This window comes from Janthinobacterium sp. GW821-FHT03C08 (assembly GCF_059420905.1).
Genome location: NZ_JBWKUP010000006.1, coordinates 168,933 through 182,266, shown reverse-complemented (window position 1 = coordinate 182,266; position 13,334 = coordinate 168,933). Strand labels below are relative to the sequence as shown.

Here is a 13,334-nt window from a genome sequence, read left to right as displayed (position 1 = left end):
CAGGAGGAAACCATGTACCGCCATACCAAACTGACATTACTCGTCGTCGCCCTCGCCACGGTCGGCGGCGTGGCCTGGGCCGTGACGGGCCAGCAAGCCGCCATGGACAACGACGCCCTGGCCATCGCCAAGGCCAAAATCTCTCTCAGCCAGGCCGTCGCCGCGGCCGAGCAGCATGCAGGCGGCAAGGCTACGCGCGCCGAATTCGAACATGAAAAAGGCAGCTGGGTCTTCGACGTGGAAGTGGCCAGCGGCGCCAGGGTCTTCGACGTGCGCATCGATGCCGACAAGGGCGCCGTGCTGTCCTCGCAAGAGGACAAGGCCGACCGCGACGGCCGCGAACGCGAGCACGACGACGACTGATCCCGCCAACCCGCCGGCCCGACCGAGTCGGGCCGGCCTGCCAGCTAAACTATGGAACACCTCAATTTCGCCCTGTTCGCCCTGCTCAACGGCCCGGCGGCGCCCTCCCCCGTCACCCTCGCCCTGGCGCTGCTGTTCGGCGAATGGCTGATCTGGCTGCTGCCTGCCGCCGCCGTCGTCGCCTGGCTGCGCGGCGGCGAGGCGCTGCGCGCGCGGCTGCTGGCGGCCACCGCCACGGTGCTCGCCGGCCTGTGCCTCAACCAGCTGATCGGCCTGGGATGGCAGCATCCGCGCCCGTTCATGCTGCACCTCGGGCATACCTTCATCGCGCACGTGGCCGATTCCTCGTTTCCCAGCGATCACCTGACCGTCATCTGGTGCGCCGCCTGCGCCCTGCTGCTGCAACCGTCCACGCGCGCGGCCGGTGCCGCCCTTGCCCTGCTGGGCCTGCCCGCCGCCTGGGCGCGCATCTACCTGGGAGTGCATTTCCCGTTCGACATGCTGGGCGCGGCGCTGGTCGCCTTGGCCAGCACCGCCTTGCTGGCCTGCCTGCCGCAGCCGCTCGCTCTGGCGCTGGCGCGGCAAGCCATCCGCGTCTACCGCGCCCTGTTCGCGCCCCTCATCGCGCGCGGCTGGCTGCGTCCCTGAAGGCTATGGCTGGCCTAAGTCTGGCGCCCCACACTGGCCGCACCACCACTGAACGGAGTCCGCCATGCCCCAGCCATCCTCCGCCGCCAGCCACGCCTGGCTGAACAAGGTCCCCCACGCCACCGTGCTGTTCTGGATCATCAAGATGATGTCGACCACCGTGGGCGAGACGGGCGCCGACTACCTGAACGCCGACCTGCACTTCGGCCTGGGCGGCACCACGGCCGTCGTCGGCGCCCTGCTGGCCCTGAGCCTGTGGGCGCAGCTGCGCGCCAGCCGCTATGTTCCCGTGCTGTACTGGCTGGTGGTGGTCTGCGTCAGCGTGTTCGGCACCCTGCTGACGGACAACCTCACCGACCAGCTGGGCGTGCCGCTGGCCGCCTCCACGGGCGCCTTCTGCGCTGCGCTGGCCGCCACCTTCCTGCTCTGGTACCGCAGCGAACGCACCCTCTCCATCGACAGCATCGTCACGCCGCGCCGCGAATGGTTTTACTGGGCCGCCATCCTGTTCACCTTCGCCCTGGGCACGGCCGCCGGCGACTGGGTGGCCGAAGGCATGCAGCTCGGCTACGCGCACGCGGCCCTGCTGTTCGGCGCCCTGATCGCCGCCACGGCCGCCGCCCGTTACCTGTTCCAGGCGAACGGCGTGGCCTGCTTCTGGGTCGCCTACGTGCTCACGCGCCCCTTCGGTGCCGCCTGCGGCGACCTGCTGTCGCAGCCGGCCGGCAATGGCGGCCTCGGTTACGGCACCGTCGCCACCAGCGCCCTGTTCCTCGCCACCATCGTCGCGCTGGTGGCCTATCTGTCGGCCACGCACAGGCATGCCGCACCGTGCTGAGGACAAATATGTGAAAATCACGGCAAGACATCAAAGAAAGACAGCCATGCGGGTACTGCTGGTGGAAGACGACGCCATGATAGGCGCGGCCGTGCAGGCGGCGCTGCGCGACGCCGCGTACGCGGCCGACTGGGTGCGCAACGGCCAGACGGCGCTCGATACCCTGGCGTGCCAGCACTATGACCTGGTGCTGCTGGACCTGGGCCTGCCCGGCAAGGATGGCCAGGACGTGCTGCGCGCCATCCGCGCCAGGAACAACGTGCCGCTGCTGGTCATCACGGCGCGCGACGCGCTGGAACAGCGCTTGCTGGGCCTCGATGGCGGCGCCGACGACTATGTCTTGAAACCGTTCGAGATGGCCGAGCTGCTGGCGCGCATGCGCGCCGTCCTGCGCCGCAAGGGCGGCGCGGCCGCCCCCGTGCTGGGCAACGGCAGCGTCTCGCTCGACCCGGCCACGCGCGAAGCGACGGCCAGCGGCGCGGCGCCCGTACAGCTGTCGAACCGCGAATTCGCCCTGCTGCACGCCCTGCTGCTGCGCCCCGGTGCCATCCTCTCGCGCAGCGAACTGGAAGAGCGCATCTACGGCTGGGGCGAGGAAGTGGAAAGCAATGCCGTCGAATTTCTCATCCATGCGCTGCGCAAGAAGCTGGGCACGGCCGTCATCAGGAATGTCAGGGGCGTGGGATGGATGACCTCCAAGGGCGCGTGAAGCGCGTCAGCAATGCCCTGCGCACTTCGCTGCGCTGGCGCCTGTCCCTGTGGCTGGCCCTGGCGATCTGCTGCGTGGCCGTGCTGGCCGGCGCCTTCGCCTTTTATTCCGCCTTCCGCCAGGCGCACGCCCTGCAGGACGACATGCTGCGCCAGGTGGCCGCGCTGGCCGGCCGCCAGCCGCTGGCGCCAGCGGACAGCGCCGAGGCGCAGGGCGATGGCGATAGCGACAGCAAGGTCTATGTGCAGCTGCTGGGGACGCACGCTGCCGGTGAACCTGCCCTGCCCGCCAATTTGCCGGACGGTCTGCAGACGGTGCGCGCGGATGGCGAAACCTACCGCGTGATGGTGCGCGCCAGCGGCGGACACCGCCTGGCCGTGGCGCAGGAAACCTCGGTGCGCGATGAAACGGCGCGCGACAGCGCCCTGCTGACCCTGATCCCCTTCCTGCTGCTCGTGCCCGTGCTGCTGCTGGTCGTCACGGACCTGGTGCGCAAGGTGTTTGCGCCCGTGCGCGACGCCGCCAGCGCCGTCGATGCGCGCGGCGAAGACGACTTGCGGCCCGTCGCCAGCGCCGCCCTGCCCGCCGAAATTCGTCCCTACGCCGATGCCATCAACCGGCTGCTGCGGCGCGTGGCCCGCTCGATGGACGAACAGCGCCGCTTCATCGCCGACGCGGCGCATGAGCTGCGCACGCCATTGACGGCCCTGTCGCTGCAGGCCGAGCGCCTGGCCGCCACGCCGCTGCCCGCGGAAGCGCAGGCGCGGCTGGCGACCCTGCGCGCAGGCATGGCACGCAGCCGCGCCCTGCTGGAGCAGCTGCTGTCGCTGGCGCGGGCGCAGCAAGCGGCAGAGGCGGCGGCCGCGCCGGCCACCTCCGTGGATGCCATCTGCCGCCAGGTGCTGGAAGAGCTGCTGCCCCTGGCCGAGGCCAGGCAGATCGATATCGGCATGCTGGCCGGCGGCGACGTCCTGGTGCAGGCCGGTGCCACCGACCTGGCCACGGTGCTGCGCAACCTGGCCGGCAATGCCATCCGCTACACGCCGCCGGGCGGCAAGGTCGACCTGTCGCTGCGGCGCGCGGGCCGGTTCGCCATCCTCGCCGTGTCCGACAATGGCCCCGGCATCGCTGCGGCCGAACGGGAACGCGTCTTCGCCCCGTTCTACCGCGTGCTCGGCAGCGGCGAGGAAGGCGCCGGCCTGGGCCTGTCCATCGTGCGCGCCATCTGCCAGCGCCTGGGCGCCAGCGTCACGCTGGGCTGCGCCGATGCGGCCGGCGGCACGGGCCTGCTGGCCGAAGTGCGCCTGCCGGCGGCCCGTCAAGCCTGACTCTCGGCCAGCGCGCCATGGCGCGCATCGCGCCGGTGTTCCAGCGCCTTGGCGGCGCGCTCGAAGTACAGGTAGATGACGGGCGTGGTGAACAGGGTCAGCGCCTGCGACACGATCAGGCCGCCGACGATCGAGATCCCCAGCGGCACGCGCAATTCCGCGCCCGCGCCGTGCCCCAGCGCCAGCGGCAGTGCGCCGAACAGGGCCGACATGGTGGTCATCATGATGGGCCGGAAGCGCAGCAGGCTGGCCTGGCGGATGGCCTCGAGCGCGGACAGGCCCTGCTCCCGTTCCGCCACCAGCGCGAAGTCGATCATCATGATGGCATTCTTCTTGACGATGCCGATCAGCAGGATGATGCCGATCATGCCCATGATGGACAGGTCCTGGCCGCAGATGATCAGCGCCAGCAAGGCGCCCACGCCGGCCGACGGCAAGGTCGAGATGATGGTCAGCGGGTGGATCGGGCTTTCGTACAACACGCCCAGCACGATGTACACGGCCACCAGCGCCGTCAGGATCAGCCACGGCTCGCTCTTCAGGGAACTCTGGAAGGCCTGCGCCGCGCCCTGGAAAGTGCCGTTCAGGGTGGCCGGCATGCCGCTGGCCGCTTCCGCGTCGTGGATGGCCGTGACGGCGTCGCCCAGCGCGTAGCCCGGCGCCAGGTTGAACGAGATGGTCACGGCGGGGAACATGCCCTGGTGGTTGATGGTGATGGGCGAGACGCCCTGCGTCACCTTGGCCAGCAGGTTCAAAGGCACCAGCTGCTGCGTCAGCGGCGAGCGCACAAACAGGTGTTCCAGCGCCTGCGTCGACAGCTGGAAGGCCGGGTCGACTTCCTGGATCACGTGATACTGGTTCAGCTGCGTGAACATGGTAGCCACCTGGCGCTGGCCGAAGGCGTCGTACAGCGTGTCGTCGATGGCCTGCGCCGTGATGCCGAAGCGCGACGCCGTGGCGCGGTCGATGGTCAGGGTGGCACTGCTGGCCGACGACTGCAGGTCCGATGACACGTCGCGCAGCTGCGGCAGCGCCGCCAGCTGCTTCGTCAGGGTCGTCGACCACTGGTTCAGGCTGGCCACGTCCGTGCCCTGCAGTGTGTACTGGTACTGCGCGGCGGAGATGCGCCCGCCCACCTGGATATCCTGGCGCACCTGCATCTGCAGCACGATGCCGGGCACCACGGCCGTACGCGCCTTCAGGCGCGCCATGACCTGGTCGGCGCTGGCCGTGCGCTCGCCGAACGGTTTGAGGTTGATCATCATGCGTCCCTGGCTCAGGGTCGGATTGGCGCCGATCCAGAAGTACACATTGTCGACAGCCGGATCGCTCTTGACGATGCGCCCCAACTGCTGGATGCGCGCCGACATGGCGTCGAACGAGGTATCGGGCGCCGCCTGCGCCAGGCCGACGATCAGGCCCGAATCGGCTTGCGGGAAGAAGCCCTTCGGGATGGCCACGAACAGGGCCGCCGTGGCGAACACTGTGGCGATGGTCACGGCCAGGGTCAGGCCCCGGTGGCGCAGCACGATGTCGAGCAGGCGGCCATAGCCGGCCGTCATGCAATGGAAAAATCCCTCGCTCCACTGGTAGAAACGGCCCTGCTTCGCCTTTTCCTCGGCGCCCGGCTTGATCAGCCAGGCGCACAGCATGGGCGTGACGGTCAGCGAGACGAAGGCCGACATGACGATGGCGACGCTGACGGTGACGGCAAACTCGCGGAACAGCCGCCCCACGATGCCGCCCATGAGCAGGATGGGGATGAAGACGGCGATCAGCGAAATCGTCATCGAGACAATGGTGAAGCGCACTTCCGTCACGCCCAGCACAGCAGCTTCCAGGCGCCCCTTGCCCTCCTCGATGTGCCGCATGACGTTCTCGATGACGACGATGGCATCGTCGACGACGAAACCGATGGCGATCGTCAGGCCCATCAGCGACAGGTTGTCCAGGCTGTAGCCGCACAGGTACATCACGCCGAAGGTGGCGATCAGCGACAGCGGGATGGTCAGGCTGGGAATCACCGTGGCCCACAGGTTGCGCAGGAAGGAGAAGATCACCAGCACCACCAGGCCCACCGTCAGCATCAGGGTGAACTGCACGTCGCTGACGGAAGCCTGGATGGTCTGCGTGCGGTCGCCCACCACGTCCAGGCGCGCGGCCGGCGGCAGGCTGGCCGTCAGTTGCGGCAGGCTGGCCTTGACGTTGGCGATGGTGTCGATGACGTTGAAGCCGGGCTGCTTGTGCACATCGAGGATGATGGCGCGGCGCCCCTGCAGCCACGCCGCCTGGTGCGTGTCCTCGGGCGCGTCGAGAACCCGACCCAGGTCGCCCAGGCGGATAGGCGCGCCGTTCTTGTAGGCCACCACCATGGCGCGGTAGCCGTTGGCGTCCGTCAGCTGGTCGGTGGCATTCAGCACCACGGCCTTGTCCGGGCCGTTCAGGGTGCCCTTCGGCGCGTTCGCGGTCTGCGTGCCGATGATGCCGCGCACGTCTTCCAGGCTCAGGCCCAGCGCCGCCAGCTTGTCCGGGTCCACCTGCACGCGCACGGCGGGCCGCTGCTGGCCGTGGAAGTCGACCAGGCCGACACCGTTCATCTGCGAAATCTGCTGCGCCACGTGGTTTTCCGCGTAGTCGTCGAGCTCCGTCAGCGGCATGGTGTCCGAGGTCAGCGCGAGCGACAGCAAGGTGAAGTCGGCGGGGTTGGTCTTCTGGTAGGTGGGCGGGCTGGGCAGGTTCTTCGGCAGGCTGCCGCCGGCCGCGTTGATGGCAGTCTGCACGTCCTGCGCGGCGCCGTCGATATTGCGCGCCAGGTCGAACTGCACCGTGATCGAGGTGGTGCCCAGCGAGCTCGATGAAGTCATCTGCGTGATGCCGGGAATGGCCGACAGCTGGCGTTCCAGCGGCGTGGCCACCGAAGTGGCCATGGTGTCGGCGCTGGCGCCTGGCAGCTTGGCCTGCACCTGGATGGTGGGGAAGTCGACTTGCGGCAGGGGCGCCACGGGCAGCATGAAATACGCCACCAGGCCCACCAGCAGCACGCCGATGGCGAGGAAGGAGGTGCCGACGCGGCGCTGGATGAACAGTTCGGTAAGCGACATCATCGTGCTCCCTGCGCGGCAGCAGCCATGGCCATGGCCGTCACCGGCGTACCTTGCGCCAGCCGGCTCTGGCCGTCGAGCACCACCTGTTCGCCGCCCTGCAGGCCGGCCGTGACGGTGGTGTAGGCGCCATCGCTGGCGCCCGTGGCCACCTTGCGCACGCTGGCCTTGTGGTCCGGCCCCGTGACGTAGACGAAGTTGCCATCCTGGCCCGTCATGATGGCGCGGCTGGGCAGCGCGACGACGCCATGGTCCGTGCGCAGCAGCAGGCGCGCCGTCACCAGCTGGCCCGGCCACAGGGCCCGGTCGGCGTTGGCGAAGCCCGCCTTCAGCTTGATCTGGCCCGTGGCCGCATCGACCTGGCTGTCGATGAAGGCCAGCCGGCCATCGGCCAGCGGCTTGCCGCCCGAGGCGTCGGCCACGGCAACGGCCAGCGGCGCCCTGGCCTGCTGCTGCGCCAGTTCGCCCAGGTTTTCCTGCGGCACGGAGAACAGCACGGTGATGGGCGCGATCTGCGTCAAGGTCACCAGGCCGGCCGCGTCGGCCGCCTTGACCATGGCGCCCACGTCGGCCTGGCGCATGCCCAGGCGGCCGCCGAACGGCGCGCGGATGGTGGCGTAATCGAGCTGCAGGCGCGCCGTTTCCACCTGCGCCTGGTCCGCCGCCACGGCGCCCAGCTGGGCGGCCAGCTGCGCCTGGCTCGTATCGCGGCTTTGCGTGCTGCCCGCGCCGATCTCGGCCAGTTTCGCGTAGCGCTGCGCATCGAGGCGCAGGCTGGCCACGGAAGCCGCATCCTTCTGCAAGGTGGCCTGGGCCTGCTGCAGGGCCGCGCGCAAGGGGCGCGGGTCGATCTGCGCCAGCAGCGCGCCGGGCGCCACTTCCTGGCCTTCCGCAAAGGCGATCTTCTGCAGCTGGCCATCGATGCGCGTCTTGATGTCGACGGCGTTGAGGGCCGTGACCGTGCCGACGGACGACAGCCAGACGGGCATGTCGCGCCGTTCGGCCACGCCCAGGTGGACGGGAATGGCGGCCCTGGCGGCCGGCGCCGGTGCCGGTTTATGCAGCGCATACGCGCCGCCGGCGGCCAGGGCCGCGATCAGCGCGGCCAGCAGCCAGCGGCCGCGCCACGCTCCCGCGCCAGTGCTGCTGTGTTCTTCTTGGTTCACGGTGTGACTCCCGAAATGGATGAAAGGGGTGACATGGAGGGCGTATCGCCGCCGGCGTCGAAGCCGCCGCCCAGGGTGCGGAACAGGCCCACCGCCGCCTGCAGGCGGCCCAGGCGCGCTTGCAGCAAGGCGTCCTGCGCCTGGGCGCGCGTGCGCTGCGCCGTCAGCACGTTGAGGAAATCGCTGCTGCCCAGCCGGTACTGCGCCTCGGCCAGGGTGCTGGCGCGCTGCGCCGAGCTGGCCGCGTCCTGCGCCGCCGCTTCCAGCTCGCGCTGGTGCACGGTGGCGCTCAGGCCGTCCTCGACTTCCTGCAAGGCGCCCAACACCGTGCCACGGTAGGCGGCCGCCAGTTCCGTAGCGCGGCCCCGGCTCACCGTCAGCTGGCCCTGGCGCTGGCCGCCGTCGAACAGGGTCTGCGCCAGCGCGGCGCCGATGTCGAGGATGGGGTTGGACGACAGCAGTTGGCCCAGCGCGGCGCTGGTCACGCCCGCGTTGGCCGTCAGGGCGAGACTCGGGTAAAAGGCGGCGCGCGCCACGCCGATGTCGAAATTGGCGCCCTGCAGGCGCGCTTCGGCGGCGCGGATGTCCGGCCTGCGCTGCAGGATGCTGGCCGGCAGGCCTGCCTGCGGCTGCGGCACGGCGACGGCCTGCACGCCGCCGTCAGCCAGCGCGAACTGCTGCGGCGTGGCGCCCACGAGCACGGCCAGCAAATGGCTGTTCTGCTCCAGTTGCTGCTGCAGCGGCGGCAGCGCCGCGGCAAAGCTGGCCGCCGCGCTGCGCTGCTGCTCCACTTGCAGGTTGCTGGCCACGCCCAGGTCGGCCTGGCTTTGCACCAGCGCCAGCAGGCGCTGCGCGTCGTCGGCGATGCCCTGCGCCAGGCGCAGGCGTTCGCGCAACGACAGCAGCTGAAAATAGGTATCGGCGACGGAGGCGGTCAGCGTCAGCGCCACCGTGTCGGCGTCATACACGCTGGCCTGCGCCAGCGCCTGCGCCGCATCGCCGGCCGCGCGGTTCTTGCCCCAGAAGTCGAGCTCGTAACCGGCCTGGGCAAACAGGCTCTGCGTGTTGCTGCTGCTGCCGCTGCCCACCTTCGCCGTCGTGCCGCTGCCGTTGTGCACGCGGTCCAGCGTGCCGTTCAGGCTGACGGTGGGATACAGCGCGGCACCGGCCGACTGGGCCGTGCCGCGCGCCTGTTCGATGCGCGCCCTGGCCTGCGCCAGGGTCGGGCTGTCGCGCAACGCCCGGTCCTCCAGCGCGGACAGCGCGGGGTCGCCGAAGCTGCGCCACCAGCCGCTCTGCACGGGCACGGTGGCGTCCAAAGGTGCCGTCTGGTAACTATTCCAGCGGGGTGCCAGGTCCACCTGCGGCCGCTCGTAGACGGGCACCAGCGAGCAGCCGCCCAGCAGGACGGCGGTGGCAGCCAGGGTGGCCAGGGCCAGCCCCCTGGCCGGTCGTGATGGGAATGTCATGGTGATGGCCTCGTTCTGAACTGGTGTCCAGAATAGGCCGCAGGGGCTAAAACCCCCTTCGCCGCCAGATGAAATTTAATTCATGCTTTCCAGGCGAGCCGCCGCGGTGCCGCGCCGCTCACCTGCGCCGTGCCGGTGGTAAACCACGCGGTGTGGATCACTCCCGGGTTGACCGTATTGACGGTGATATTCAGCGGGGCCAGTTCCACCGCCGCGGCGCGCGAGATGGCATCGACGGCGCATTTGCTGGCGATATAGGCGCTGAAGCGGCCGCCAGCATTGACAACCGCCAGCGACGCGATATTGACGATGGCGCCAATGTTCGTGGCTCACCAGATTGTAGGGGGCCGGCGCCAGCATGCCGGCGTTATTGACCAGAATGGTAATTGGCCCGAAGGCGTCCCTGCCTTCCTTCACTACCCGCGCCCTATCCTCCGCCGACGAAACGTCGTGGCGCATGGCCAATGCCGCGCCCGGGCGCTCCCCATTGATGGATGCCACCACCGCGCGCACCGCCGCGTCATTGATGTCGGAGGCGATCCCCCATGCTCCCTCTTTGGCCAGCTCCTGGCTTCAGCCTCGCCCTGGCCGGTAGCGGCGCCAGTAACCAGCGCAACTTTTCCTGTAACACGTTTTTCGCTCCTTGATATGTTTGAAATTGACACCCAGCACAAAGTGGTCATCGATGACCATTTTGTGTTTTGCGCTTGCCACCCCTATCAATTTCGAATTCCTTTACGCTAAGATGGCAGGCTATGCAGCCAGATACCGACAAACCACCCAGGGGCGATGCCGGACGTCGTTGCGTCAGGCGCAATACGCGCCGATCTGAGCGTGAAGGATGTCGAGCTGCTTGCAGGGATGCTGGGAGCCGCGCTCAGGGGCGAGAGTGCCGAAGTGCGTAGCCAGTTGACGCACCGGGCGCTCCTGCTGATCAAGACCGGAATCCAGCTGGCATCCTGATCAAGGTACTGGCTGCGTTCGTTACCAGGGCTCGCACCGCGTCATCAAAATTAAGCTCGTTGCCTTAGGTGACGGAGTTCAAGGTGACCAGCTTGACCGGGATCAGCAGGCACTGAATCGAGAAATCAGGTGACCTTGGCGGTGTGCGATAGCCCACTCTCGTTCCTGCCTACGGCCCCGACTTCCGGGCGTCCCCAATGTCGGGTAACAGAGGGAGCCGATTAGCGGGTTCTGCCGCATTGACGAACCTTGTATATTGAAAGGCAATACCTATGCCTGGCGACACTAATGTTTCTGCGCGGCTCACAAGATGCCGCGAGGATCTTCGTATGTCACAAGTACTGCTTGCCGAACGGGCGGGCATCAATCCCACGCAACTGTATCGCTATGAATCCGGCAAAGCCGAACTTCGCATGGAAGCGGCAGAAAAGATTGCCGCTGCCCTCGGCGTCAGCACAGCCTGGCTTGTGGATGGAACGTTGCCCATTGCCAGAGAGACACATATCGCCCCGCCAGGACCGGCCGGAGGGGGGCTGATCCTGCATGCGCTGGAACTTCCCCCTGCGCTGGCTTGCGCCGTGCAGCGCCTGTCCATGCAACATGGCAGCACCGTAGAAATGGCGCTGCTGGACCTCGCGCATCAAGGCCTCGACGCCATGCACAAAAAAGCCCTGGCTTGCGCGGACTCCTCAGGCACGAGCGAGAAATAGCCGCGTCCCTACCTTGCTGGAAAGACCTTCGCAGCAGGTGGGCGGCGCAGCTCGCGGGGAAGAGTATGCGGAACGTCATCCATGCGCCGACCTGTGAAGTCAAAAAACTACTTGATGGCTGGATGGAACCATTGACCTGGATCAAAGTGGAGACCTCGATGCAGGCATTTCCTTGGCGCGCACGATCAACCGAATGCGCAACAAGAAAATGGCCGTTGATAATTCTTTTCGAATCATCAACGGCCATCAATTTTTCACTTTAAAATCAATCAGTTAAAGCGAGCTCATCATTCCCACTCCATCATCAACAGATCGCCCAAACCCGCGTGGTTAAAGGGATTGGCTGTGATCGACATGGGGCCTTACCGTCGCTTTTACCGTCAGAAGCGCACATCTTTTACTGGCGCGGCAGATGGAGCGATTTGCGGGAGAGCAACTCTAGCGACACCATCATCAATCAGCTGAAATAATACAGGAAGCTTGATGCCTTGTCCCCTTGCCTGTCACGATTAGGGCATCAAGTCAAGCGCTTGCTTTCCTCGCCGCAAGTTTTGCTTTAAGCAGACGATAGGCCCTCTTCTCATCAAGCTTCAGAAGGTTCGGCTCGTTCTGCAAGAGGTCAGCCAGCACCGGCGTGACAACATCGAACAGCGCCGACAGCAGCGTTTCGCCGACTGCGCGAGGCTCTGCTAGGTCCTCCAGTAGTCCCGACATTTCGCCGTGGGCGAGCTTGTTACGGCCTTCTCGATAGACCTTGTGGACGGCGGCTTCCACGGTGAGCGCGCCCTCTGGCACGGTCTCCCCCTCAGGCTTGAGCGCAGTCTCGGCGAACGCGATCATGTCCTTGGCGCTCCCCCCAGCGCCGGAAAGTCCGTCGGCGGCACAACCATAGTCCACAACGGCCATGAAGTCGGACGCCTCGCGACGAGCTTCACCGACCCAGTACAGCGCATTGGCCCAGCGTTCGACGAGATGCAGCGCATGTCCGCTTCGTCGTCCCTCGACGTAGTGTTGCAAGATGCACCCGGCGGCATCCAGGAAGGATTGCTCCCCCGCCATCTTGGCAGCCAGCGCGCCGGGACGTCCGCCAAGGCCAGGCATCTGTACGCTCGACCCACGCAATATCCGGCCGTCCAGCGTGGTCGCAAACCGGTCCTCTGCAAAAAGATGCTGCCGGCCGGCTTTCGTAAATCGTCGCGCATCCTCAACTTGGAACCTCAGTCCGATTGCGTCAATCGCAAGCCCCACCACCACCGACGCTTTGAAATGAGACCGCGCATGCTCATGCCCTTCCATCCGGATGGTCGCTACCCAGCTGTAATGGCGCAGCGTACGCAGAACGTCCAACGCATGCGACGCACAGCGACCACCCTCGGCTGCAACTGATCGAGCGGTCAACTCCTCCATGTCCAGTTCACGGGTCTCGACCTGACGGATGAGATCGCGGACCTCCGAATCCTTGACAAAGGAATCGAGCCATTCCGCTCTCGGCAGGAATCGCACCGGCCCCACGGCGAATGCCGGCACGGCTTGATCCGAGTGAAACAGATGGCAAGGGATATGCCGGTCGACGTCGGGACTCGCGCTGGCGGCGAGCTGCTGCAAGCGCGTTTGGTAGTCGTCGGCGAGCACCGCATAAAAATCGTCACCGAGCAGCACGTCATGCTCATTTTGGCCGTCCGGTACTGTTGGAAGGCGCGATTGGCAGTCGCGAAGCGTGTCCCCGATGGCCTGGAAAGAGAGCTTCATGAAGGCCTCCCGATCAATCGTCTGGCGCAGGGCTTCGCGTGATTTCCAGCTTTGCTGTGACAGCAAGTGCGCTGCGTCCACGCCAGCTTGCGTGACCCGATACTGACCGCCTTGCGACACCGGAATGGCAAGCGGAACGAAAGGGTCCGCGCTGAGGGCATGCCACTGTGCAAAGGTCATCTCCTTCGTCGTGATCACGTCCTCGACGATGGTCTCCATGAGCTTCCCAGCGGGCGTCTCTTTTGCACCGCCCGAGCTTGCAAACTTGTTTTCTCTTGCCACTTTCCCCT

Annotated in this window: 10 protein-coding genes and 1 pseudogene; 6 read left to right on the top strand and 5 right to left on the bottom strand. The window is 67.0% G+C overall.

The genetic code is table 11. The features are described from left to right. Positions 1–12 precede the first annotated feature (12 nt). The 5 genes from AC07VL_RS10245 to AC07VL_RS10225 all read left to right on the top strand — a co-directional run bounded on the left by AC07VL_RS10245 (position 13) and on the right by AC07VL_RS10225 (position 3,886). Complete coding sequence (locus AC07VL_RS10245) at positions 13–363, top strand: PepSY domain-containing protein (RefSeq protein ID WP_494805728.1); 351 nt, start codon at positions 13–15, stop codon at positions 361–363. Between the two features lie 51 nt (positions 364–414). Beyond that, positions 415–1,011: an undecaprenyl-diphosphatase gene (locus AC07VL_RS10240; protein WP_494805727.1), complete on the top strand. Its 597-nt coding sequence runs from the start codon at positions 415–417 to the stop codon at positions 1,009–1,011. Between the two features lie 64 nt (positions 1,012–1,075). Then, positions 1,076–1,849 carry a COG4705 family protein gene (locus AC07VL_RS10235; protein ID WP_494805726.1) on the top strand — a complete coding sequence of 258 codons (774 nt, stop codon included), beginning with the start codon at positions 1,076–1,078 and terminating at the stop codon, positions 1,847–1,849. A 46-nt stretch (positions 1,850–1,895) separates the two neighbouring features. Beyond that, entirely contained in the window at positions 1,896–2,558 is a 663-nt protein-coding gene (locus AC07VL_RS10230) for a response regulator transcription factor (protein ID WP_494805725.1), read from the top strand. Further along, on the top strand, positions 2,534–3,886 hold the full coding sequence (locus AC07VL_RS10225; RefSeq protein WP_494805724.1) for a sensor histidine kinase: 1,353 nt from the start codon (positions 2,534–2,536) through the stop codon (positions 3,884–3,886). The genes AC07VL_RS10230 and AC07VL_RS10225 overlap by 25 nt, the downstream gene beginning before the upstream one ends. Here the strand turns inward: AC07VL_RS10225 and AC07VL_RS10220 are convergent. The 4 genes and pseudogenes from AC07VL_RS10220 to AC07VL_RS10205 all read right to left on the bottom strand — a co-directional run bounded on the left by AC07VL_RS10220 (position 3,877) and on the right by AC07VL_RS10205 (position 10,186). After that, positions 3,877–6,990, bottom strand: coding sequence for an efflux RND transporter permease subunit (locus tag AC07VL_RS10220; protein ID WP_494805723.1), 3,114 nt, complete (start codon positions 6,988–6,990; stop codon positions 3,877–3,879). The genes AC07VL_RS10225 and AC07VL_RS10220 overlap by 10 nt on opposite strands. Further along, positions 6,987–8,153, bottom strand: coding sequence for an efflux RND transporter periplasmic adaptor subunit (locus AC07VL_RS10215; protein WP_494805722.1), 1,167 nt, complete (start codon positions 8,151–8,153; stop codon positions 6,987–6,989). The genes AC07VL_RS10220 and AC07VL_RS10215 overlap by 4 nt, the downstream gene beginning before the upstream one ends. After that, positions 8,150–9,622, bottom strand: coding sequence for an efflux transporter outer membrane subunit (locus AC07VL_RS10210; protein WP_494805721.1), 1,473 nt, complete (start codon positions 9,620–9,622; stop codon positions 8,150–8,152). The genes AC07VL_RS10215 and AC07VL_RS10210 overlap by 4 nt, the downstream gene beginning before the upstream one ends. A gap of 80 nt (positions 9,623–9,702) precedes the next feature. Then, positions 9,703–10,186: pseudogene (locus AC07VL_RS10205) on the bottom strand (SDR family NAD(P)-dependent oxidoreductase). Between the two features lie 671 nt (positions 10,187–10,857). Between AC07VL_RS10205 and AC07VL_RS10200 the strand changes: the two are divergent. After that, positions 10,858–11,295 carry a helix-turn-helix domain-containing protein gene (locus AC07VL_RS10200; RefSeq protein ID WP_494805720.1) on the top strand — a complete coding sequence of 146 codons (438 nt, stop codon included), beginning with the start codon at positions 10,858–10,860 and terminating at the stop codon, positions 11,293–11,295. A 522-nt stretch (positions 11,296–11,817) separates the two neighbouring features. Here AC07VL_RS10200 and AC07VL_RS10195 read toward each other — a convergent pair. Then, complete coding sequence (locus tag AC07VL_RS10195; protein WP_494805719.1) at positions 11,818–13,263, bottom strand: hypothetical protein; 1,446 nt, start codon at positions 13,261–13,263, stop codon at positions 11,818–11,820. Positions 13,264–13,334: the final 71 nt, after the last annotated feature.